We start from the raw sequence: 22,944 nt of genomic DNA, 5'->3' as shown, positions 1-22,944 counted from the left end.
GGGACGACCCAAAACCGCCGGAAAGCAGGATAAAAGTACAATCAGTGAAGCAGACAGTCGAATATCTGGTTAAGGCGCTGGTGGATTCCCCGGACGACGTTCAAGTGGACGAGATTCCGGGCGAGGAAGCCACGACCTACGAAGTGCGCGTTGCCGCAGATGACCTGGGTAAGGTGATCGGAAAGCAGGGGCGAATTGCCAATGCCCTGCGTACTATCGTCAAAGCAGTCGCAATGAAAGATAAGCGCAAGGTCTACGTCGAAATCGTCGCTTGACGAAATTGACGCTAGATTGAAGCGCACCGAACACGCGAGGGGCTGTGATGGAAAGCGACAAACTCGTTTTAGTCGGAGAAATCACTGCCCCCTTCGGTATGAAGGGGGAGGTTAAGCTTCTCCCGTATCTGGATGAACCGACTTCGCTGGTGGGCAAGACCTTCTTGCTCCACGGTCAGCCAAGCCGTATTGAGAGTATTCGACTGCACCAGGGAACCGTCCTGGTTCACTTTGAGGGGAAAGACCGCACCGCCGCAGAGTCTCTGCGCGGCATCCAGCTCTTTCTTCCGAAATCCGAGCTTCCCTCCCTCCCGGAAGGGGCCTACTACGACTGGCAGCTCAAGGGCCTTGCGGTCGTGACGGAGTCCGGGAAGGACCTGGGGGTACTGGAGACGATCCTGTACAACCCCGCGGCAAACGATGTGTATGAGACGAGCCTTGCGCTGATTCCTGCCCACGCGCAGTTCGTGCTCTCTGTAGACCTGGAAGCAGGCCGGATGGTTGTCTCGGATGACCCTGGCCTCCTGAAGTAGCGCATGCGGGTCGAGGTAGTGACGCTCTTTCCCGAGCTGATCGAGCAGGCGACAAGCCACTCGATTGTCGGGCGGGCACAGGCAAGCGGCTCCCTCGAGCTCCACTGCATCAACCCACGCGACTTCACCTCGGATCGCCACCGAACGGTCGATGACTACCCCTTCGGAGGGGGTGCGGGCATGGTGATGAAGCCCGAGCCCGTTGTGGCGGCGATTGAGGCGGCCACGGGAGGAGACCCCACCATCCCCGTGCTGCTGACCGCGCCCGACGGCGAGCCCTTCACCCAGGCACTGGCCCAGGAGCTTGCCTCCCTGCCGCGCCTGGTGTTTGTCTGTGGGCACTACGAGGGGATCGACGAGCGGGTGCGCGATGGCTGGATCACCCGGGCGGTCTCGATCGGGGACTACGTGCTCACCGGCGGCGAGCTAGCCGCTCTGGTGATGCTGGATGCGACCGTGCGGCTCTTGCCCGGAGTGCTTGGGAATGAGTCGTCGGCGCACGAAGAGAGTTTTGAGGGGGGCGTGCTGGAGTATCCGCACTACACCCGACCGGCGGTCTTTCGCGAGCGAGGCATCCCGGAGGTCTTGACCTCGGGACACCACGCCAATGTCGCGAAGTGGCGTCGCACGCAAGCGCTGGTGCGCACCCGTGCACGCCGCCCCGACCTCTGGGAAAAGCTGCTGCCTCTGAGCAAGGCGGACCAGAAGCTTCTGGCCGCCCACGATGCCCAGCAGGCACAAGACGAGGCCACGGCCTCGAACAACGAGGCTACGGCCTCAGCACGGGCAGAGCAGTCTGTCCGGGTGGACGAACCTGTGTCCAATCCGGTGTGAGCCTTCTCACAACCGCGAAGAGACCGCCAGGGGACGCCTCCAAAGAAACTAAATTTGTTTGGGAGACGTAAAAGATGAGTAAAGTGAACGCAACCGCGATTCGCGATATCGAAGAGGCACAGAAGAAAGCCGATGTGCCTGCATTCCGTGGCGGCGACAGTGTCCGTGTCCACGTGAAGGTTATCGAGGGTGGCAAAGAGCGTATTCAGATCTTCGAGGGTGTTGCCCTCAGCCGCCATGGTGCCGGCATCCGCGATACCGTCCTGGTGCGCAAGGTTGCTAGCAATGGTGTCGGGGTGGAGCGTACCTTCCTGGTGCACTCGCCGCGTATCGAGAAGATCGAAGTCACTCGCCGGGCTGCTGTCCGCCGCGCCAAGCTGTACTACCTGCGTGGCCTGGTCGGTAAGGCAACCCGCCTGAAGGAAGACCGCAACGGTCGCTTCAGCCGCAGCAACTAAACATCATGGATTCCCCCACTTGTGGGGGCTAGGGGGCTAAACGATGGTGGAGACTTGGACGGAGCGCATCGCGAATCTTTCCTTGCCCACCATCGTCTTGTTTCTGGCGGGGTTAACTGTCGCGCGGCTGGTGCTTCGCGCGCTCAAGCATAGCTTCTTTCTCTTCTTTGCCGAGCTCACCGAGTCGGCGATGCTGGCGGTGGCGCTGGTCTTCCTGCTTCTGCGTCCCTTTGTGCTCCAGACCTACCACATCCCCAGCCCGTCGATGCACCCGACCCTGATCGAGGGCGACCACCTCGTGGTCAACAAGCTCCTCTACCGCCTGCGTGCCCCCCGCCGCGGTGAGATCGTGGTCTTTAAGGCCCCCCCCGATGCCGACCGTAGCGAGCCCGAGTACATCAAGCGCCTGATCGGCCTGCCCGGCGATACGATTGAGGTCCAGGGCGGCTATGTCGAGGTGGGCGGGATCCACTACAGCCACGCCGAGATCCGCGGCATCCTGGGCCTACCCGACACCGACGAGCCGGGTGCTCCGCCGGCTCCCTCGCTCCACCTGACCCGCAAGGGAATCTCCGTGGGAGCGCAGACCATCAGCCCGGAGGAGTTCGCGATCCGGGTGGACCGTCGTGGCGCGCCGGTCGAGATCCAGCCCGGCAAGCTCCTCCGCAACGGCGAGACCTTGCTGGAGGACTATATCGCCGAGGACCCGGAGTACGAGTTCCCCCCCTACACGGTTCCTCCGGGAAGCTACTTTGTCCTGGGAGACAACCGCAACCAGTCCCACGACTCCCACGAGTGGTACGAGCTCAAGCAGGACCGGATTATCGGGCGCGCCGAGGGAATCTTCTGGCCCCTCCCCCGCATCCGGCGGACACGCTAGGCTTGTCTATGGAGAACTTTGAGGCCAGCGCTCGTAGTGAGGGCAAGCGCATTCTCTGTGGGATCGACGAGGTTGGGCGGGGCTGCCTTGCCGGGCCGGTGCTCGCAGCCGCCGTGGTCCTCCCTGAGGGATTCGACCCAACCGGGATCGGCGACTCCAAGAAGCTGACCGCCAAGCAGCGCGAGCGTGCCTACGAGCGCATTGTCGCCGAGGCACTGAGCTGGGGGATCGGGCAGTGCGACGCGGAGGAGATCGACAGGATCAATATCCTGCGCGCCACGCATGAGGCCATGCGCCGCGCCCTCGCCGCGCTCTCGGTCTCCCCCGACCGGGTCTTTGTCGATGGCCTGCCCGTCCCCAACCTCCACCCCGACTGCCTCAACCTGATCGGCGGCGACTCCCGCTGCGTCTCCATTGGCGCGGCCTCAATTCTGGCAAAAGTGACTCGTGATCGGCTCCTGATCGAGTATGATACACGCTGGCCGGAGTACGGCTTTGCCGGACACAAGGGCTACGGCGCCGCGAGCCATCTCGCCGCCCTCGACAAACACGGCCCCTGCCCGATCCACCGCCGCACGTTTGGCCCGGTCGCCCAGCAGGCATTTCGGTTCTAAAATCACATGAAGCAAAACCACTCTAGAAGGCGTCTAAACAGATAATGACTCGCTCTAACCTCGTCCTGGGACTCGCCCTCGCCACTGTCGCCGCCCCGGCTCTTGCCCAGCGCTCGCCCTATAAAAACCTGGTCAACCAGCCCTTTGCCACGATCTCCAACGGCCCGCAATCGTCGGTGGTGCTGGATGTCCCTGTCGGGAAAGACATTCCCACCGCGGTGGAGACCCGCCTGCGCAAGGAGTGGACAGCCCGAAGCCGCTCGCTCTCGGCGGGGCTGGCAAAGCAAAAGGGCCGCGCCGTGTTTCCGGTCTCGACCCTGGTCACCGTGCGCCAGAGCGGCCGCATTGTCAAGCTGCCCGTGACCCGTGCCTTTGGCGATGGGCAGCTCACCTTTACCTTTGAGAACTTCAACGGGGCCAGTATCGCCAGCGCCAGCGGCAGCGCGATTGTGGTGGAGGACTTCCTCAAGGACTTTATCAACAATGTCTACCCCCGCCTGGTCGCGCTCTACGGCAAGCCCGCCTTTAGCGGCGAGGTCAAGATTCGCTCCGTGGGGTTCTTCAACACCGGCACCGCCACCGATGTCCAGCGCCTCGCCTTTGGCGCTTACTCACCATCGGAGAACCGCATCTACCTGCCGCTCTACCAGAGTGTCGACTCCATCGCGCACGCCCTCCTGCTGAACCTGGTCCATGCCTTCCATGGCCCCCTTGCCTTCCAGTACGATGCCTGGGAGCAGGGCTTTGCCCGCGCCGCCGCGACCGTGATCGCCCGCGACCCCGCGCTGGGCTTCGCCGATCCCACGGCCAATAGCCTCTACACCCTCCTACCCTACTACGATATTCTCAACCAGCCCGCACTGGGAAATAGCACCTTCTTCCCACCGTCGCAGGCGAACCTGCTGATCGACGGCGAGATCACGATCGCCAAGATGCTCCAGGTGCGCATGGGCATGAGCGGAGCGGCCTGGCTCAAGTGCTATATCGAGGACACGAGCTTTTTTAAGAATGTCAATGCCGCCTACTACGCCGCTGCCGACACCCAGGGCACCGCGCTGGCGGGCAATGTCCCCGCGCTCAAGAACATCGTCGCCGGGGCGCTCCCCACGGTCGAGGGGCTACCCTTTGCGGACTGGTTCCGCCAGCAGTATGTCCTGGATACCAGTGTCACCACCGGCCCCAAGCTCTACGCCTTTGTGCTGCCGTCGCAGCCCAGCGCCGCCAACAACGAGCAGTCGGCCCTGATCGCCCTGGTCTACTACCGCACCAAGACCGACGGCGACGAAGAGCTCCTCACCGGGCGCGCCTACGCCACCTACCTCAACTCTGATAACACGCGTATCGGGCTGGGCAGTGGCTCGGAGCAGGCGCAGATCGAGCAGGGCGAGGGTTTTTTGACCACCCTGGCCTTCCCCAACCAGGGCTTCGACGATGGCCGGCTGGTGGCGGACTTCTCGGTGGGCGGGCTGACCGCACGCACCTACCTCGCCCAGGGAATCAACGGGGATCTGATCTCCACCCTGACCGGCGGCCTCGATGGCAGTGTCGCGGTGAACCAGACCACGGTCCTGGCACCGATTGCGACACGTAACCAGAGCGGCAACAACGTGGTCCGGCGCGGCTTTGGGGTGACTCTCGGGGCGCAGCTCGGTGAGCTAGCCCGGACCCAGGTGACCATCACCAGCGGCCCGACCATCCAGAGCTTCCGCCGCAACACGGGCGATGGGATCAACTACGTTATCCTGCGACCCGCTGGCTCGGGCGGCGGGGTGACCACCCTCAGCCATACCTTTGCCTTCGGGGCTCTGAACCTGGTGAGCTTCCCGCTCCGCCCGCTGGAGCCCACGGTCGAGGGCGCGTTGGGACGCCCGGCGACCGACTTTCTCCTGGCAAACTGGGACCCGATCACCCGCACCTACGCCGCGGTCGCGCCGGGCACTCCCAGCACGGGCCTGCTCGATCCGGGACGGGGGTACTTTGTGAAGTTTGTGGGGACGCCGGGCGGGCCGACCAACACCAGTGTCAGCCTGACGGGGGTCGCGCCCGCCACCGATGTGGACTACACCGTCCACCTCGCCTACGGCTGGAACCTGATTGGGACGCCCTTCTCCCAGGACCTCGACCTGAGCAAGACCCTGGTCAAGTACCTGGAGAACGATGCGATCGCCTTCTCCGCGGCCACGGGCACCGATGTGAACACCGCGCCTTTTGGGGCACTGGTCGCCGATCAGGTCTGGGCGCTCAACCCCGACACGGGGGCCTACAGCGCGACCAACGCGCTCTCGTCGGACTGGCGTGGCTACTGGCTCCGGGTCTACGCGCCGCAGGGGGTGAGCCTCCTGATCCCCGGCCCCGATACCCCCACCCGTGCGGTCAAGACCCGTGCGCTCGTGCCGCTCGCAGGCCGGAAGCCCGACTGGGCGGTCGCGCTACGGGCGAGCCAGGGAGCCCGCACCTCCACCGTGACCCTGGGCTCCGCGCCCGGCACGAGCCGCAGCTTCGATCCTGGCTGGGATGTCGAGGCACCACCCGATATTGTCCCCGGTGTCACCCTCGGGGTGGTGAGCGAGACGAATGCCACGGCCGGGGGACGAGTCGCGGCGGACTTCCGCAGCGGCACCGATACCCAGCGCGGCACCTGGAGCCTCGCCCTAACCGCGGCGCAGTCCGGCCCCGTGACCCTGACCTGGAGCGGACTGGAGTCGCTTCCCAAGACCACCCAGCTCACCCTGCGCGATGAGACCACCGGGCAGCGCATCCCCCTCGCCAGCCGCTCTGGCTGGAGCGTGAGTGTCCAGGCCGGGCAGACCCGCAAGCTCCAGCTCATCGCCGACGCGGGCCGGAGCCAGCCCCTGAGCATCACCGGTCTGGTCACTCGTCCCACGGGCCGTGCCAGTGGCGGCGGCGTCCGCGTGGAGTACAACCTCACCGCCGATGCCGATGTGCTGGCCGAGGTGACCACGCTCACCGGCAAGAGCGTGCGACGGCTCGCGACGGGCCGGGGCCGTGCCACCGAGCGCCAGAGCATCCTCTGGAACGGCCTCACCGACAGTGGCCAGTCGCTGCCTGCGGGTAGCTACCTCCTCACCCTGACCGCTCGCACCGACGACGGCCAGAGCACACGCGTGACCCGCCCCGTTCAGGTACTTCGATAACTATGACACGACGAAATTTTCTGGCGCTCAGCGCCCTGGCATCTCTCGCGGCAGGCTGTGGCGGCGGCGGGGGTAACGATAACAACGCGGCGCAGGTCAAGGGGATTGTCTACGACTCCCTCCAGTCCGATCTCCCCTTGGAGGGGGTGACGGTCACGATCGGCACCGCCTCGGCCGTGACCACCGCACGCGCTCAGGCGAGCTCCACCAACCTCGTGGGCTCGTTCCGGATCACCGGCGCGGTGATCGGAGCCAGCACAGCCACGATCACCGTCCCCGGCAAACCCGCGCAGACCGTCGCGTTTCAGCCATCGCTTGCCGCGGGCACCAACCCCGATCTTGCCCTCTACATCAATATCGGGCAGGTGCGGGGGCGCGTGCTCGACGAAACCGGTAAGCCCGTGAAGAACGCCTTTGTGGTGGTCAATACCGCTCAAGGGAGCATCAGCGGCTTTAGCAACACCGATGGCACCTTCTTAATTGATCTCGTCCCCGATGGCCCTGCGGAGCTCTCCGCCGGCTCGGGGAGCAAGATCGCCACCAAGAACCTCACGGTTGCCTTTGGGATCAATGAAGCAGGCGATCTGACACTCCAGGTCGATCCCAACCCCAATCCTCCCGCGCCCCTCAAGACCATCTCCGGGAAGGTGACCTCGGCGCTCGACAGTAGCGCCATCCCCAACGCGCCGGTCTTTCTGCTACGCGACAGCATCCAGCTAGAGACCATCAACACCGATACCGCGGGCAACTACTTCTTCATTGTCCCCGCGGGCACCTACGCGGTCCAGGCAGTTCCCGGTGGCTATGTCAGCGAGACCAAGCCCGCGGTGCTGGCCAATCCCAACAACCCGCTGACGGTCAACTTCAACCTTACCCCGCGCTAAGCCAGAGATCGAGGGCGGTAAAGAGAAGCAAGCCCGACGAGACCGCGATATTGACATTGAAGAAGGCGATATTGAGCCGCTTCAGGTCCGTGGGCGAGATCAGCGCGTGCTCGGCGGCGATCAGGGCGGCGGCGAGGGCCACTCCGGTGAAGTACCAGCCGTGCAGCCCTGCCAGCCGCCCCAGCGCGAGCAGGAGGACGATCATCAGGGCGTGACTGGCTCGCCCAATCGCCAGCGCGGTGCGTGCCCCGAAGCGCACGGGTAGCGAGTGCAGCCCCGCTCCCCGGTCAAACTCAGCGTCCTGAAGCGCGTAGATCGTGTCAAAGCCCACCAGCCAGCAGACCACCGCCGCCCCCAGCGCCAGAGGGACCAGGGTCAGGTCGCCGCGCACCGCCACCCACGCCCCCACGGGCGCAACTGCCAGCGCGAGCCCTAAAAATGCGTGGCACCAGTGGGTGAAGCGCTTGGTGTAGGAGTAGAGAAAGACAACCCCCAGCGCCACCGGGGAGAGCGCCAGCGCCAGCGGGTTGAGCTGCCAGGCCGCGACCACGAGCAAGAGCGAGGTCAGCGCGGTAAAGCCCTTCACAAACCCCACCGAGACCAGTCCCGCGGGGAGAGCGCGGCTCGCCGTGCGCGGGTTCTTCGCATCGTAGTCCCGGTCCACCAGGCGATTAAAGGCCATCGCGGCAGAGCGTGCGCCCACCATCGCCACCAGGATCCAGAAGAGCGTCCGGCCGTCGGGGAGGCCCCGTGCCGCCAGGAGCGCCCCCATCAAGGCAAAGGGGAGGGCAAAGAGTGTGTGCTCGATCTTGATCATCTCTAGGACGATCCGCAGCTTTCCCATACCCTCATTCTATCGTCTAGAGTATCAGCAGGGCAGGAGTTTTAGGGACAAACGCGAATCTAGGGCTGTGCCAGAATCGCTCTCGCTTCGCTTTTTCGGGCCACCGCAGGTCAGTGTCCAAGGAGAGCCGCTTCCGCGCCTGCGCTCCCGAAAGGGACTGCAGCTCCTCGCACTCCTCGCACTGCGCAATGGAGCCGCGGTCGAGCGTGACTTTCTCATTGGCACCCTCTGGCCTGAGAGCGATGGCCCCGCCGGCCAAGAGAGCCTCCGCAAGACCCTGGGCGATCTCCGCACCGCCTTGGGCAGCGAGTCAGAGCGCCTGAGCACCCCGCGCCGGGGCACCCTCCAGCTCTCTCTCGCGGGAGAGGTCTTCTGCGATACGGTCGCCTTTGACGCTGCCATTACCCGCTGGGAAAAGTCGGGGGACCTCGTGCAGGCGGAGTGGGCCGCGAGTCTCTACCGAGGGCCGTTCTTGGAGGGCTCCCCCGAGGACTGGGTCCTGCGTGAGCGCCAGCTTCGGGAAGAAAATGCACAAGCCGTCTTAGAGCTCCTAGCACGCCGGGCGCTGGAGAGCGGCGACACCACGCGGGCACTGGCACTGGGGCGGCGGGCAGAGAAGATCGACCCGCTCCGGGAGTCGGTCCAGCGCCTCCTCTACCAGGCCCTCACCGACGGGGGCGACTACCCGGCTGCTCTGCGGGCTTTCCGTGACTTCCGTGTCCGCCTGCACGAGGCCACCCATCTCGGCCCGGACCCACAGACCCTGAGCCTCCTGCAGACCCTGGCGAGCACCCCTCGCCGCCTCCCACAGCCCGCACTGGCGCACAGCGAGGTGAGCACCGCACCGACCACCTCCGCGGGCCTGCGGCACTTCCCCCACTTCTTCACCCCCCTCCGAGGCCGCGCCCCGGAGCAGGCGCGGCTCAAGGAGCTCCTGCAGAGCGCTCCGCTCACCACGCTCGTGGGGATGGGGGGGATCGGCAAGACCCGGCTCGCGGTCGCCGCGACACAGGGCTGGCCCTCGGCTGTCTTTGTGGACCTGACTCCCCTGCCGCGCACCGCACCGCCCGAGGCGGTCTTGGAGGCACTCTTTCGTGCGGTGGGCGTGGCGGGTGCAGATGCCCTGACCCGTCTCCAAGAGCGGGTCCAGGAGTCGGAGCTCTTGCTGGTTCTCGACAACGGGGAGCCCGTCTTGGCGAGCCTCCGCAATGCGCTGGCCCAGCTACTCCAGCCCAGCCAGCGCGCCCGGTTTTTGGTCACTAGCCGAGAGCCCCTGCGCCTGCGCGGGGAGCGGGTGCTGCGCCTAGAGCCCCTGGATAGCACGGAGGCGCAAGCCCTCTTTTACGAGCGCGCCGAGGCAGTCGGAGTCACGCTACGCACCGACGAGTCCGAGACCATCGCGGCGATCTGCCAGCGGCTTGCCGGGCTCCCGCTCGCCATCGAGCTCGCTGCGGCACGGGTCGCGCTGCTCTCGCCCGCACAGCTCCTCGAGCGCCTTGCCGTCCCCCTGCGCCTTCTCTCTGGCGCGGACCTAGACCTCCCCGAGCGCCAGCGCTCCCTCCGGGCTGTCCTTGAGGACTCGTGTACCCTGCTGGAGCCCCAGGAGCGTGCCGGGCTGGAGGCTCTCTCCGTCTTTGTGGGGCCCTTTCGCCTCGACGATGCCGAGGCGGTGCTGGAGCCCGGCCACGAGTGCCTCGATATCCTCGAGGCGCTGCACCACGCCTCGCTGCTCGTCGCCCGCCAGACCGGCTGGACCTTTCTTCAGCCCGTGCGTGACTTTGCCTCCGAGGGTCTGGCAAGTGCGCCAAGCCGCGAGAGGGCAGCCCGGATTCGTCATGCCCAGTACCAGGCCCGCCTCGCCGAGGAGGCCCTCCGACAGATCCACCAAGGGATTCCCGCCGCCGAGCGCCGCCTCTGGGAGTGCGCCGAGGACCGTGCCGCCGCGTTTGCCTGGGCCGAGAGCGCCGGGGAGACCGAGCTCGCCGCCCACCTCGCCTGGAGCCATGCTGCCTACCTCCACGATGCCCGCCGGCACCGGGAAGCCGAGGGGTTGCTCAAGCGCGGCCTCACCCTCACCCAAAACCCCACCCTCCAGCAAGACCTTGGCGAGGCAGTCGCCTGGCTTCAGCTGGAGCTGGGCGCGATCGACCGCGCACAGGAGTGGCTCGTGAAGGCGACGACTCTCGCCCCGCCCACCAGCTCACTTCTGCATCTCACCAGCCTCTTGGCCTTCTTTCAGGGACGAAACACCGAGGCGCGCACGCCGCTCTGGACAGCCTTTGAGCTCGCCCTCTCTCAGGAAAATCCCCTCGGGGGGGTACAGCTTCTCCAGAGCTATGTCAACCGGGTTCGCCGCAGCGCCGACCCCGCTCTCCTAGCGGCTCTCCCGGAAGAGCTGGAGGGCGCTCAGCGGCGCATCGAAGAGCTACGCAGTAAAGAGCCCGCACGCCCCACCACCCTCAAGGCCCTGGCTTTTCTCCATCAGCTCCAGGGGGACCCTCAAAATGCCGTGCTCCTCTTTGAGCGTGCCATCGCCCTCTACGAAGACCAGAGCCAGCCCGAGAGTGTCGCGGATGCGCGGCTCCAGCTTGCGCGAATTCTCTTTCGAACCGACCAGCCGGAGGCGGCAGAGGCAGCGATTCTGGCGGCGGCGCAGGGTCACCGGAGCCTGGGCAACGAAGAGGCGGCGCGGCAAGTGCTTGTCAATGGGCTCTGCTTTGCCAAGTTTACACGCTGGTTTGGGCAGGCTCTACGTCTCCGTGCCGCCCTCGCTCCCGAGCTGGAGATCCTCGACCCTACCTACCGAGCACGCACCACGCTCTTCGAGGGCTGTGTTTTAATGCGCCAGGATACCCCCGAGGAGGCGCGTGCCTGCTTGCTCGATGCCGCAGCACGCTTCCGCTGGCTGGGCGACCCCCAGACCGAGACCGTCCTAAGACGGCTCGCCGCTTGGACCTATATCGACGAGGGCGATCTGGAGCGGGCGGAGGCAGAGGCACGGCGGCTCTTGGGCAAGGAGAGCACGCTCTATCAGGAGGAAAATGAGCAGCGCGGGGTCTTTCTCGCCGAGTGCCTGCGCCGTCGCGGTAGGCAGGAGGACGCCTTTGCCGTGCTCGCCCCCCTCGTGACCATCCCCGAGGCGCGCCTGAGCCGAGGGCTATGTTGGCTCGCGCAGGGCCAGCTCTCCCTAGCAGAGCGAGAGTTCCAGACCATCTGCACCCTGGGCGAGACAGCGGTCTCTATCGAGTGGTTCGCCTACGCCTCCCTTGGGCTTGCGCAGCTCGCACAGGAACAGGGCCACGCCAGCACCGCTCGGCGGGGCTACGAGGCCGTGCTCGCCCGTGCCCGGCGTGCGGAGGACCGTGTGGGAGAGAAGCTGGCACGCACCGCACAAGAGCGGCTGGAGCCCAAAAAATAATCACCGACCAAAAAAGTCGGGAACTATCACGAAAAAATTGTCGTATATTTAATCCGATGCTACTTGCTCTTGTGACGGCTGCCCAGCCCCCAACTCTCTCCCTCGATCAGTTTCTCGCGCAGGTGGAGCAGCGCTTTCCCAAGCTCATCGGCGCGGAGGCGGAGCGCCTCGCGGTCTCGGCGAAGCGCCAGGCCAAGGAAGGGGCGTTCGATCCCCAGCTCAGCCTTGGCACGGAGTCGCTGCGCTACAACAGTGCGTCGTCGCGCGGGAAGGCCGCTGCGGGTGCCAGCAACGAGCTCGGTGTCGAGGTGGCGACTCCCTACGGCCTGAAGCTGGCGGCGGGCCGAACCTGGAACGCGGGCTCCGTGAAGTCCCCCAGCTCGGCGACCGGCAGCGACGGTAGCTACTTTCTCTATGCGCGCTACCCGCTGGCGCGGGGCGGTGGGATCAACGAGAAGGCGGCGGGCCTCTCCCAGGCACGCCTCGCCGAGCCCGCCGCGACCGTGAGTGTCGCCGGACTCCGCCAGAGCACGCTCCTGGAGGCCGCCCAGGCCTACTTCGACTGGGCAGGCGCGGTGCAGAAGCTCCAGGTCGCCCAGAAGCTCCTCGATGTTGGGGTGTTCCGCGCCACCGGGCTCAAGAAGGAGCTGGAGAAGGGCCTCCAAGCCGCGATCACGATCACCGAGGCGGAGGCGGAGGTCGAGCGGCGGCGCGCCAACCAGATCAAGGCCCAGCGCGATGTGGAGAAAGCGGCGCTCAAGCTGAGCAAGTTCGCCTGGGACGGCTCCGATCCCCGCAGCCTGGCTCCCACGGCTCTTGAGCTCCCCACGCCCCTTGCGCCCCAAGCCCTCCCCGAGGCGCTCGCCCGTGCCCAGGAGCAGCGCCCCGAGCTCAAGCTGGTCGCCCTACAGACCGAGAGCGTCCGTATCGACGGCCGCCTGGCCCAGAACGACCTGAAACCATCGGTGGATCTTGTCTTCTCCCCTGGCACGGACCTCGGCGACAAGGGCGTGGGCGGGACGTATAAGTTCGGGGTCACCGCCTCGATCCCGCTCTACCAAAACGATGCGAAAGGCCGCCGGGAAGAGGCGCGGCAGAAAGAGCAAAAGCTCACCCGTGAGGCCGAGCTGCTCCAGCGGACGATCGAGCTCGAGGTCCGCGATGCCACCAGCGCCCTCCAGCGTGCCCATGAGCGCTTTGTCGCGGCCCAGGAGCGGTACGAAAAAACCAAGAAGGTCGAAGAGGGCGAGCTCAAGCTCTTTCAGGCGGGCCTTGGGACGCTCTTTCTGGTCAACCAGCGTGAGCAAGCAACCGCGGAGGCCGCGAGCCTCGTGATCGATATCCAGGTCGAGTACGCCCAGGCACAAGCCGCTTTCCGCGCCGCGCAGATGGGATTTTAAGATATGGCAAGCTCCCACCACCACCACCCCACCCCCACCGCACGCCTGCTCACCCTCCTCAGCGAGGACAAGAGCGACCTGGGCGTCCTCTGTGTCTACACCGTTGTCACCGGCCTCCTCGGGCTGGCGATGCCCCTGGCGGTCCAGTCGCTGGTCAACTCCGTGGCGGCCAGTACGGTCCAGCCGCTGGTCGTGCTCTCGCTCCTGGTGCTACTAGGTCTGCTCGCGGCGGGCTGGCTCTCGCTCTTGCAGCTCTCGCTGGTCGAGACGCTCCAGCAGCGGCTCTTTGCCCGCTCGGCCCTGAAGATCGCACGCAACCTGATCCACAGCACATCGCGCGCCCTCTACGGCACCTACGCCCCCGAGCTGGCCAACCGCTTCTTCGATATCCTGACGATCCAAAAATCGCTGGCGAAGATCCTCCTCGACGGCCTCGCGGCGGCGCTTCAGGCCGTGGTGGGGCTGATCATCCTGGCCTTCTACGACAAGAGCGGCCTGCTGCTGGGCTTTGATGTCTTGGTCTTGCTGACGGTGGGGTTTGTGATCTTCCCGCTGGGGATCAACGGGCTCCGCACGAGCCTGGCAGAGTCGGCGGAGAAGTACCACCTGGCGGGCTGGCTGGAGGAGCTGGCGCGCTGCCAGCGAAGCTTCAAGCTCCACAGCAACCCCGATTTCCTGCTCTCTCACGCTGAAAACCATGTCTCGGCCTGGCTTCGGGAGCGACGTCGGCACTTTGCGGTGACCTTCCGGCAAGAGGCGGGAAGCCAGCTCTTCTCGGCGCTGGCCACGGCGGGGGTGCTGGCCATCGGGGGCTACCTGGTGGTGCAGCGCGAGCTCACCCTGGGGCAGCTGATCGCCGCACAGCTCATTGTCGCCAATATTGTCAAGGCCACCGACAAGCTCCTGCGCCAGGCCGAGACCCTCTACGACTTGCTCACGGGCCTCGATAAGACCGGCTACCTCACCGACCTGGAGACCGAGCGCGAGGGCGGGCACGAGATTCCCTCCTCCGCAACCGGCGGCGCACAGGTGGTCCTGCGTGATGTGCACTTTACCTACCCCGGTGGCCGTGAGGTGCTATCCGGGCTCAACCTGAGCCTGGAGCCCGGTGAGCGTATCAGCCTGGTCGGGGCGAGCGGGGCGGGCAAGTCCACCCTCGCGGCGCTCCTCGGCGGGCTAGAGGAACCCTCGTTCGGCCTGCTGGAGATCAATGGGGTCGAGCTTCGGGGGGCATCGCTGAGCCGACTGCGTGAGCTGGTGAACGTGATGTCCGACGAAGACGCGATCTTCGAGGGGACGATCGAGGAGAACATTCGGATGGGGCGGCCCGGCATCTCGGCGGAGCAGGTGCGCTGGGCGATCGAGCTGGCGCAGTGCACCACGGAGATCGCCGCGCTCCCTGAGGGCCTCCAGACACGGCTCGTCCCCGGCGGTGGCAACCTCTCCCGCGGCCAGGCGCAGCGCCTGCTGATCGCCCGTGCCATTGTGGACAGGCCCGAGCTGCTCATCTTCGACGAGGCCTTCACGGGACTGGATGAGAACACCACGCTCGCGATTCTCGATGGCCTCTTTGCCCCCGAGAACCCCTGGACCATTATCGACATCTCCCACGAGGGGCCCGTGGTGACTCGCGCTAGCACGGTCTACGTTCTTGCAGAGGGCAAGATTGTGGAGAGCGGGAGCCCGCAGGCGCTCGCCGCGACACCCAGCAGTGAGTTCGCCCGTCTCTTCCCTCTGCTCAGCCGCATGCTACAAGGAGCCTCGCGATGACCGCTTCGTCTTCTCACTCGCAGCAGGAGCTTGCCCAGCGCACCAAGCGCCTAGTGCCCACCCGGCCCGGTAAGCGCCGCATTGTTGTCACTCTGCTGGTGACCATCACCCTGCTCGCGGCGGTACTCAAGCTCACGCCCTTCCAGCAGACCGTGATCGGCAATGGAAAAGTGGGGGTCTTCACTGTCATGGACCGCCCCCAGACCATCGATGCCCAGATCGGAGGGCGGCTGGTGCTGTGGAAGGTGCAGGAGGGGCAGACCGTCCAGAAAGGCCAGCTCCTCGCCGAGATCGAGGACACGGAGTCCCGGTTTCTCTCCCAGCGGCGCACGGCACTCCTAGACCAGCAGCTCGCGGCCCAGCGCCTGCGCAAGGCCGAGGGCGAGCGCCGGATCGCGGAGATCGAGGCGCAGCTCGGATCACTGGAGAGCTCACGTGGGGCGCAGATCCCCGCGGCGTCGGAGCGCCAAGGGCAGGCCAGAAACCGCCTCGCGGTCGCCCGGCAGAATGTGATCGTCGCCCAGAAAGCCCTGGATGCCACCAAGCAGGTCGCGACAAAACAAGCCGAGCAACGGATCGCACAGGCAACCCAGCGTGTCGCGCAGGCCAAAGACCGCCTGCGCCAGGCCGAGCAGACGGTCGAGGCCGATAAGGTCTCCGTCGATGTCAACCGCATCCAGCGCGACCGCCTCGCGGACCTGCTCAAAGACGGCCTGCGCTCCCAGCGGGAGTTCGAGCTCGCCGACCAAGCCTTTGTGGCGGCCGAGGTGAAGCTCAAGCAGTCCAAGCTCGCGGTGGAGATCGCCCAGAAAGAGATTCTTAATGCGGAGGCTGACCTGAAGTTTGCCAAGGCCACCGGCATCCAGGCCGATATCGACGTGCAGCGCGCCACCGCACAGGTTGTCTCCGCCCGGGAGACACTCGCCTCGGCGCAGCGCGATGTGACGGTCTTTGGCTTTGAGCAGTCCCGCGTGGACGCGGACACGTCGGCGACCCTCTCCCGCGAGCGTGCCAACCTCCAGCAGGTCAAGGAGAGCCTCGCCGCAATCAGCGACAGTATCGCCAAGGCGGAGCTGGAGCGGGAAAACATGCAGGCGCGTGTCGCTCAGCAGAAGATCTACGCCCCGATGACCGGCCGCGTCTCCCGCATCGGTAAGACCGTCGGGCCGGGACAGACCGTCAAGAAAGACGATGAGCTCTTGGAGATTGTGCCGGAGACGCAAGACCAAGCGGTCGAGCTGGTGCTCACCGGCTTCGATGCGCCGCTGGTGACAGTCGGGCGCAAGGCGCGGCTCCAGTTCAATGGCTTCCCCGCCGTGCAGATTCAGGGCTTCCCCCAGGCAGCAGTCGGAACCTTTGCGGGTGTCGTGACCAACATGGACCCCACCGACGATGGCTCGGGACGCGTACGGGTCTGGATTCAGCCGGACACCGAGGCCATCGCAGCGGGCAAAGAATCCCCCTGGCCGTCGTCGGCGCGGCTACGCCCCGGGATCGACACCATTGGCTGGGTCCAGCTCGATACCGTCCCGCTCTGGTACGAGCTCTGGCGGCAGTTCAATGCCTTCCCCGCCAACTACACCGATGCCGCCAAGCCCTCCGGGGGCAAGGATGGTAAAGACGGCAAGGACAAGAAAGCCGCCAAGCCCTTCAAGGACGGCGACATCAAGGTTCCGAAGCGCTAGACCGGGGGTTGTGCCGGGGATTTCCAATCCCCGGCAAGAGATAAAGAGCGCCCCGAGGGCGCGGAAATGGCTTGTGCTCTGCGCGTCCCCGGGACGCTCCCCATCTGCCTAGACGGGTATTTTCAATGCCCGCCTACTGCCGTGGACGGAGTGCGCTTGACCAAGTAGACCATCGCGCCCATCACTTGGCCGGTCTTTACACCCGCATGGCACGAAACGCAGGTCTCTTTCTCCGCCTTCACCGGGCGTAGAAAAACCTGCCACTCTCCCTGCTGCGTGTCGATCTTCGCGCCACGCTCTAGCCGCCCGACCGTGGGTAAGATGCGCTCCGTGTAGGGCGTCAGGCTCTCGTCCTTGTGGGCAATGTAATCCTGGTTGTCGCGCCAGATCGGCTCGTAGTCCGGGGTCTTTGCGGAAACGGACTTGGCGGTGAAGCGACTGAGCTGGTAGCCCGTGTGAACAAACCCAAGACGGTACTCACAGCCCAGGGCCGCGACTTGTGCCAGGATGCGCTTCTCGGCCTCGCTCTCCGGCTCGATCCTTCCCATGTGGCCGTGCCCCTTGATCCGAGGCGCGAGCCGGCTCATCCCAAAGTCTTTGCCATTGGTGACCTGAAAGCGCGGCTGAACCAGCGAGTCCAGGAGCTCTGCGGTCTCCCGCTCTGGGTTGGTCTTTGACTCATCGTGGCTGCGGCTCCCCTGTAGCGCCAGCGCTCCCAGCACCAGCGCCAGTGTCCCCGCCACCATCCAAGAAACTCGCATCTTGCTAACCTCCTGCCACTAAGATACCCAAGTGCGGTATTGGCTTCAAATCCGGGTACAACCAAGGCGCAATGCATCTGTACTGGGAAGCCGAAGAGGACTACGACGACACGCTCAAGACTGGTCTGCGCGCCGCGCTGGCGCACACGCCGCGGGAGCACTTGGCACGCCTCACGGGTATCTACGCCTACGACTACGACCCCGCCGGGGAGCGGCTGGGGGTCTACATCCGCGATCACCGGGGGATTCGCATCGAGCTGTATCTCCAGGCCCACCTGCGCCTCATCGCCAACTCCCCGCACTACGCCCGCGCCTCGGAGGAGCTGATTGTTCGCGCCGCGATCCTCCAGCTCGCCCACACGCTCTTCCACGAGGTTGGGCACCACCTGACACTCACCCTCAACCCACGCAAGAAGCCCTCGAAAAAACGCGCCGCAGTCACTGAGACTCTGGAGACTTGGGCCGAGGAGTACGCCAAGAAGCGCCTGGAGAAGTTTATCGCCGCCCAGAGCCCGCCCGAAGCTCCCACGGGATAGCCCTCGACGGTATATACCGAGCGAAGCGAGGCGGCGGAGGTACGACGCCCTATAGCCGCACGTTTACCGTGCAGGACGTTCGAGCCCCGCTAGCCGAACGGTGAGGGAGCAAGGGGGGGGGCAAGTGCGATACAATCTTGTCCATGTGGCAACGATTCACCGAGCGCGCGCGCCGCGTGGTTTTCTTCGCACAGGAAGAAGCAGGGCGCCTGGGCGAGAACTATGTTTCGACGGAGCATCTTCTGCTCGGTCTGGTCAAGGAGAATGACAGCGTCGCCGCTCGCATTCTCGATCGGATCGGGGTCTCTCTAGGCCGGATTCGCGCCGAGATCGAGCGTCAAGTGGCACGCGGCGATGGGCGTATGGGGCCGGAGATGCAGCTGACCCCAAGAGCCAAGCGGGTGATCGACCTAGCCTACGACGAAGCCCGGCAGCTGGGCAACAACTACATCGGCACAGAGCACCTGCTCCTCGGGCTGATCCGCGAGGGCGAGGGTCTGGCGGGTCGTGTCCTGGGGAAGCTGGGAGTCGATCTGGAGCGCACCCGCCGCGAGGTGCGCCTGCTCCAGGACCAGGAGCCCGGTCAGCCCGTGGCCGCCGGCCGTGGCGCGCCCAGCAAGGACCAGCGCTCCCGCACCCCCACCCTGGATGAGTTTGGCCGCGACCTGACCGACTACGCCCGCAACGACAAGCTCGACCCGGTCGTGGGGCGCGCCGAGGAGATCGAGCGGGTCATTCAGATCCTCTCCCGTCGCACCAAGAACAACCCCGTGCTGGTCGGAATGCCCGGCGTCGGCAAGACCGCGATCGCCGAGGGGCTCGCCACCCGGATCGTGATGCAGGACATCCCCGAGATGCTCAAGGACAAGCGCCTGATCTCGCTCGATCTTGCCGGCCTAGTCGCGGGCACCAAGTACCGCGGCGAGTTTGAAGAGCGCATGAAGCGGGTGATGGACGAGGTCCGCAAGGCCAATGGCGAGATCATTCTCTTTATCGACGAGCTCCACACCGTGGTTGGTGCGGGTGCCGCCGAGGGCGCGATCGATGCCAGCAATATCATGAAGCCCGCCCTCTCCCGCGGCGAGCTCCAGTGTATCGGCGCGACCACGCTGGATGAGTACCGCAAGTACATCGAGAAGGACGCCGCCCTCGCGCGACGCTTCCAGATGGTGAAGGTGGACGAGCCTAGTGTGGAGGAGGCAGTCGAGATCCTCAAGGGCCTGCGCCACCGCTACGAGGAGCACCACAAGGTCGAGATCAAGGACACCGCACTGGAGGCCGCCTGCCGCCTCGCGGACCGCTACATCACCGACCGGCACCTCCCCGACAAGGCAATCGACCTGATCGACGAGGCATCGTCCAAGGTCCGCCTGAAGGCCGCCACGGCTCCGCAGCCCCTGCGCGAGGCCAAGGCCGAGCTGATCCAGGTGGAGAAAGAGCTGGGACGCCTCCCCGACGAAGGCGACTTCGACCGGGTGAACTTCCTCGAGGACCAGCAGAACTACCTCACCCAGCGCATCAACGACCTGCAAGCCCGCTGGGACGCCGAGCGCGAGGGGCTGGAGCTGGTGGTCGATGACGACGATATCGCCCAAGTGGTCTTTGCCTGGACCGGTATCCCCGTCAACCGCTTGGTCGAGACCGAGACCCAGAAGCTCCTCCAGATGGAAGAGGCGCTGGGCAAGCGCGTCATCAGCCAGAAAGAGGCCATTATCGCGGTCAGCAAGGCGATCCGCCGCGCCCGCTCCGGCCTGAAAGACCCCAAGCGCCCCATCGGCTCGTTCCTCTTCCTCGGCCCCACCGGGGTGGGAAAGACCGAGCTGGCACGCGCCCTGGCAGCGTTCTTGTTCCAGAAAGAAGAGAACCTGATCCGAATCGACATGTCCGAGTACATGGAGCGCTTCGCGGTCAGCCGCCTGGTCGGGGCCCCTCCTGGCTACGTCGGCTACGACGAAGGCGGGCAGCTCACCGAGGCGGTGCGGCGCAACCCCTACGCCGTGGTGCTCCTCGATGAGGTCGAGAAGGCACACCCCGAGGTCTTCAACCTGCTGCTGCAAGTGATGGAAGACGGCCGCCTGACCGACTCGCAGGGCCGCGTGGTGGACTTTAAGAACACCGTGCTGATCATGACGAGCAACATCGGCGCGCACATCATCCACCGCGAGCCGCAGATCGGGCTCCGGGGCAGCAACAAGCCCAAGGACGAGACCGAGCGCGACTACACGGGCATGAAGAACAAGGTCATGGACGAGGTCAAGCGTGCGTTCCGACCGGAGTTTGTCAACCGAATCGATGAGACCATTGTCTTCCATGCTCTGACCGCGCAGAACATCCGCCAGATTGTCGATCTGATGCTGGGCAGCGTGCGCAAGCAGCTGGAGCAGCACGATCTTGTCCTAGAGGTCTCCGACCCCGTGATGGACAAGCTCGCCGCGGATGGCTTCGACCCGACCTACGGTGCCCGTCCGCTCCGCCGCTCGGTGCAGCGCCTGATCGAGGATCCGCTGGCCGAAGAGGTGCTCCTAGGCCGCTTCAGCGCCGGCGATATTGTCCTGGCCGAGCTGGACGGCGAGGGCGACGACTCCGTGGTGATCTTCCGCAAGAAGGAGCTCGAGGACACGCTCCGCGAGATCGGCGAGGAGTCCACCCCCGCCGCAATCGCCGCCGCCCCCGGAACCCTGGGCGAGCTCCCCGCTCCGCCCCCCACCGAGGAGTAGATCGCTCCCATGAACGGGAGCGTCTAGCTGTCGTCGCAGGCTCCGACACGAAGGGCGCTACGCGCCCCTATGGGCGCAGCCCTTTGTGTCCGAGGCACGAGGACAGCTAGACGCCCCCCTCCAACGGGGGCGATAAAATTACGTTCATGCCGTTCTTAATCGCCATCGTTCAGCCCGCAGAGAGCTATCTCGCCCTTCTCAAGCGCATTGAGCAGCTTGCCGTGGCAGGCAAGCTCGATGCCGCCGCGAGCGAGGCGAGAAAAGCGATTTCACTCCAGCCCAGCGCGCCCGAGGGCCACTACTGGCTGGGGCGTCTCGCACTCAAGCAGGGCAAGACCGACGAAGCGCGGGCGAGCCTGACCAAGGCCAGCACGCTCCAGCCCACCCCCGCACTGGCAAAGACGATTCAAGAGCTCCTGGGCAAGCTCCCCGCGGAGCCCAAGCGGGCAGTAGCAAAGCCCGCACCGCCGCCGGCTCCCCTCACCTTAGCTGCCTACAAGGCGCAGATGGTCAGTATTCCTGCCGGGAGCTTTCTGATGGGGAGCGCCGATACCGCACCCGACCGCAAGCCTGTGCACAAGGTGACCCTCTCAGCCTTTAAGCTGGGGCGCACACCGGTGACCGTCGGGATGTTTCAGGAGTTCTGCACCGCCACCAACCGCAAGATGCCCGAGCCTCCCGCCTGGGGCTGGATCCCCGACCACCCGATGGTGAACGTGAGCTGGGACGAGGCCAAGGCGCTGGCGGACTGGGCGAAGCTGCGCCTCCCCACCGAGGCCGAGTGGGAGTACGCCGCGCAGGGCGGACAGGCCAGCCCGATCTTTCCCTGGGGCGATACCTACGACGACTCCCTGGCCTGGTCGAGCATGAGGGAGCAGCGCGATAAGACTGCCCCCGTCAGCCGCACCGAGCATGTCTTTGTCAATGCCTACGGGCTCGCGGACATGGCAGGCAATGTCTTCCAGTGGTGCGCGGACTGGTACGGCGCGGACTACTACGCCAGCTCGCCCGAGGAGAACCCGCAAGGCCCCGCTACCGGCAAAGACCGCATCCTCCGAGGCGCATCGTGGTACAGCTACACCACAAGCACATCGCACCGTGTCGCGGGACGCGCCTGGAGCTACCCCGGCAAGGGCGGCGACTCCGATGGGTTCCGGCTCGCGCAATGAAAGTCGCTGTCGTTGGTATCGGGGCCGTGGGGAGCGCCGCGTGCCGGTTTCTTGCGGAGGCGGGCCACACCGTGGTCGGGTTCGAGCGCTTTACGATAGGGCATGGCATGGGCTCGTCGCACGGGGAGTCTCGGATCATCCGCTACGCCTACCCCGAGGCGCACTACACCCAGCTCATGGGACAGGCCTACCCGCTCTGGGACGCGCTGGAGCAAGCGGCGGGCGAGGAGCTCTTTGTGCGCTGTGGGGGGCTCTTCTTCGCGCCCAAAAACCACCCCGAGCTCACTAGCATGCAGCAGGCACTCGCGGTCAATGGGGTGGCGCACCAGCTCCTCAGCGCCGCTGAGGTCGCCGAGCGCTACCCGGCGCTGGTGCTTGCCGAGGGCGAGCAGGCGATCTGGCAGAGCGATGCGGGCTTCCTGCGCGCGGGCGCGGTCGTGCGGGCGCAGGCACGACTGGCACGGGCCGCCGGAGCGGAGCTGCGCGAGAACATCGTTATCGAGAGCCTAGAGGAGCTAGAGAGCTTCGACCACGTGATTGTCTGTGCGGGGGCCTGGACCAACACGCTCTTCCCTGAGTCGCCGCTCCCGCTGACCGTGACACGCCAGCAGGTGACCTATCTGTCGGGAGAGCTCACTGGCTATCCCGTCTGGATCGACGCCGAGAGCTACTGGTACGGCTTCCCCAGCGATGGGCGCATCGCGGGCGTGAAGCTTGCCCGCCATATCCCGCAGGTCCCCTTCGCTCCCGACCAGCCCGATCGCCCCACCCTCACCAGCGACGATGACGCGGCGCGCGCCTATGCGGCCACACGCTTCCCGAGCCTCGGCCCGGAGGTGACGCACCATGCATCGTGTCTGTACACCAACACCCCCGATGAGAGCTTTGTCTTTGACCATCCTCGGCCCAAGACCACGCGCGTCTCGGCGTGCTCGGGGCATGGCTTTAAGTTCTCCATCCTCATGGGGCGCCTCGCCGCCGACTCCGCCACAAAATAAAACGCCGGGGTAG

Annotated in this window: 18 protein-coding genes; 16 read left to right on the top strand and 2 right to left on the bottom strand. The window is 65.6% G+C overall.

The annotated features are described in order from the left end of the window. Window positions 1-44: 44 nt before the first annotated feature. The 8 genes from HNQ39_RS04245 to HNQ39_RS04210 all read left to right on the top strand — a co-directional run bounded on the left by HNQ39_RS04245 (window position 45) and on the right by HNQ39_RS04210 (window position 7,633). A complete protein-coding gene (locus HNQ39_RS04245) occupies window positions 45-275 on the top strand; it encodes a KH domain-containing protein (RefSeq protein WP_184192714.1) in 231 nt (76 codons plus the stop codon). Window positions 276-322: 47 nt separating this feature from the next. Further along, window positions 323-808: a ribosome maturation factor RimM gene (rimM, locus tag HNQ39_RS04240; RefSeq protein WP_281380150.1), complete on the top strand. Its 486-nt coding sequence runs from the start codon at window positions 323-325 to the stop codon at window positions 806-808. A gap of 3 nt (window positions 809-811) precedes the next feature. Continuing rightward, window positions 812-1,642, top strand: coding sequence for a tRNA (guanosine(37)-N1)-methyltransferase TrmD (trmD, locus tag HNQ39_RS04235; protein ID WP_184192712.1), 831 nt, complete (start codon window positions 812-814; stop codon window positions 1,640-1,642). 74 nt (window positions 1,643-1,716) lie between these two features. Next, window positions 1,717-2,100, top strand: coding sequence for a 50S ribosomal protein L19 (gene rplS, locus HNQ39_RS04230; protein ID WP_184192711.1), 384 nt, complete (start codon window positions 1,717-1,719; stop codon window positions 2,098-2,100). A 43-nt stretch (window positions 2,101-2,143) separates the two neighbouring features. Continuing rightward, a complete protein-coding gene (gene lepB, locus HNQ39_RS04225) occupies window positions 2,144-2,980 on the top strand; it encodes a signal peptidase I (RefSeq protein ID WP_184192710.1) in 837 nt (278 codons plus the stop codon). An 8-nt stretch (window positions 2,981-2,988) separates the two neighbouring features. Further along, the gene (locus tag HNQ39_RS04220) at window positions 2,989-3,594 is read left to right on the top strand and encodes a ribonuclease HII (protein ID WP_184192709.1); all 606 of its coding nucleotides are present in this window, start codon (window positions 2,989-2,991) and stop codon (window positions 3,592-3,594) included. A 44-nt stretch (window positions 3,595-3,638) separates the two neighbouring features. Beyond that, window positions 3,639-6,749 carry a FlgD immunoglobulin-like domain containing protein gene (locus tag HNQ39_RS04215; RefSeq protein ID WP_184192708.1) on the top strand — a complete coding sequence of 1,037 codons (3,111 nt, stop codon included), beginning with the start codon at window positions 3,639-3,641 and terminating at the stop codon, window positions 6,747-6,749. A gap of 2 nt (window positions 6,750-6,751) precedes the next feature. Continuing rightward, window positions 6,752-7,633 carry a carboxypeptidase-like regulatory domain-containing protein gene (locus HNQ39_RS04210; RefSeq protein ID WP_184192707.1) on the top strand — a complete coding sequence of 294 codons (882 nt, stop codon included), beginning with the start codon at window positions 6,752-6,754 and terminating at the stop codon, window positions 7,631-7,633. On the opposite strand, the gene HNQ39_RS04205 is transcribed toward HNQ39_RS04210, so the two are convergent. Then, window positions 7,620-8,477, bottom strand: coding sequence for a UbiA-like polyprenyltransferase (locus HNQ39_RS04205; RefSeq protein WP_184192706.1), 858 nt, complete (start codon window positions 8,475-8,477; stop codon window positions 7,620-7,622). The two genes, HNQ39_RS04210 and HNQ39_RS04205, sit on opposite strands and share 14 nt — an antisense overlap. 67 nt (window positions 8,478-8,544) lie before the next feature. On the opposite strand from HNQ39_RS04205, the gene HNQ39_RS04200 reads away from it, so the two are divergent. From HNQ39_RS04200 to HNQ39_RS04185, 4 genes are read left to right on the top strand one after another with little or no spacing between them, the layout of a single operon-like run. Next, window positions 8,545-11,895: a BTAD domain-containing putative transcriptional regulator gene (locus HNQ39_RS04200; RefSeq protein WP_184192705.1), complete on the top strand. Its 3,351-nt coding sequence runs from the start codon at window positions 8,545-8,547 to the stop codon at window positions 11,893-11,895. Window positions 11,896-11,951: 56 nt separating this feature from the next. Next, entirely contained in the window at window positions 11,952-13,295 is a 1,344-nt protein-coding gene (locus HNQ39_RS04195; protein ID WP_184192704.1) for a TolC family protein, read from the top strand. 3 nt (window positions 13,296-13,298) lie between these two features. Further along, window positions 13,299-15,065, top strand: a complete 1,767-nt coding sequence (locus HNQ39_RS04190) for a peptidase domain-containing ABC transporter (RefSeq protein ID WP_184192703.1) — start codon at window positions 13,299-13,301, stop codon at window positions 15,063-15,065. Continuing rightward, window positions 15,062-16,750 carry an HlyD family secretion protein gene (locus HNQ39_RS04185; RefSeq protein ID WP_184192702.1) on the top strand — a complete coding sequence of 563 codons (1,689 nt, stop codon included), beginning with the start codon at window positions 15,062-15,064 and terminating at the stop codon, window positions 16,748-16,750. The genes HNQ39_RS04190 and HNQ39_RS04185 overlap by 4 nt, the downstream gene beginning before the upstream one ends. Window positions 16,751-16,872: 122 nt before the next feature. Here the strand turns inward: HNQ39_RS04185 and HNQ39_RS04180 are convergent, their stop codons facing one another. Next, the gene (locus HNQ39_RS04180) at window positions 16,873-17,511 is read right to left on the bottom strand and encodes a hypothetical protein (protein WP_184192701.1); all 639 of its coding nucleotides are present in this window, start codon (window positions 17,509-17,511) and stop codon (window positions 16,873-16,875) included. 71 nt (window positions 17,512-17,582) lie between these two features. Here HNQ39_RS04180 and HNQ39_RS04175 point away from each other — a divergent pair, with 71 nt between their 5' ends. The 4 genes from HNQ39_RS04175 (at window position 17,583) to solA (ending at window position 22,931) form a co-directional block, all read left to right on the top strand. Continuing rightward, the gene (locus HNQ39_RS04175; protein ID WP_184192700.1) at window positions 17,583-18,047 is read left to right on the top strand and encodes a hypothetical protein; all 465 of its coding nucleotides are present in this window, start codon (window positions 17,583-17,585) and stop codon (window positions 18,045-18,047) included. A gap of 143 nt (window positions 18,048-18,190) precedes the next feature. Next, on the top strand, window positions 18,191-20,764 hold the full coding sequence (locus HNQ39_RS04170) for an ATP-dependent Clp protease ATP-binding subunit (RefSeq protein WP_184192699.1): 2,574 nt from the start codon (window positions 18,191-18,193) through the stop codon (window positions 20,762-20,764). 146 nt (window positions 20,765-20,910) lie between these two features. After that, on the top strand, window positions 20,911-21,933 hold the full coding sequence (locus tag HNQ39_RS04165) for a formylglycine-generating enzyme family protein (protein ID WP_184192698.1): 1,023 nt from the start codon (window positions 20,911-20,913) through the stop codon (window positions 21,931-21,933). Further along, window positions 21,930-22,931, top strand: coding sequence for an N-methyl-L-tryptophan oxidase (solA, locus tag HNQ39_RS04160; protein ID WP_184192697.1), 1,002 nt, complete (start codon window positions 21,930-21,932; stop codon window positions 22,929-22,931). Before HNQ39_RS04165 ends, solA begins: the two co-directional genes overlap by 4 nt. The last annotated feature ends 13 nt before the right edge of the window (window positions 22,932-22,944 follow it).

Origin of the sequence: Armatimonas rosea (genome assembly GCF_014202505.1) — a bacterium.
Taxonomy (GTDB): domain Bacteria; phylum Armatimonadota; class Armatimonadia; order Armatimonadales; family Armatimonadaceae; genus Armatimonas; species Armatimonas rosea.
This window is presented reverse-complemented; position numbering and strand designations above follow the sequence as displayed.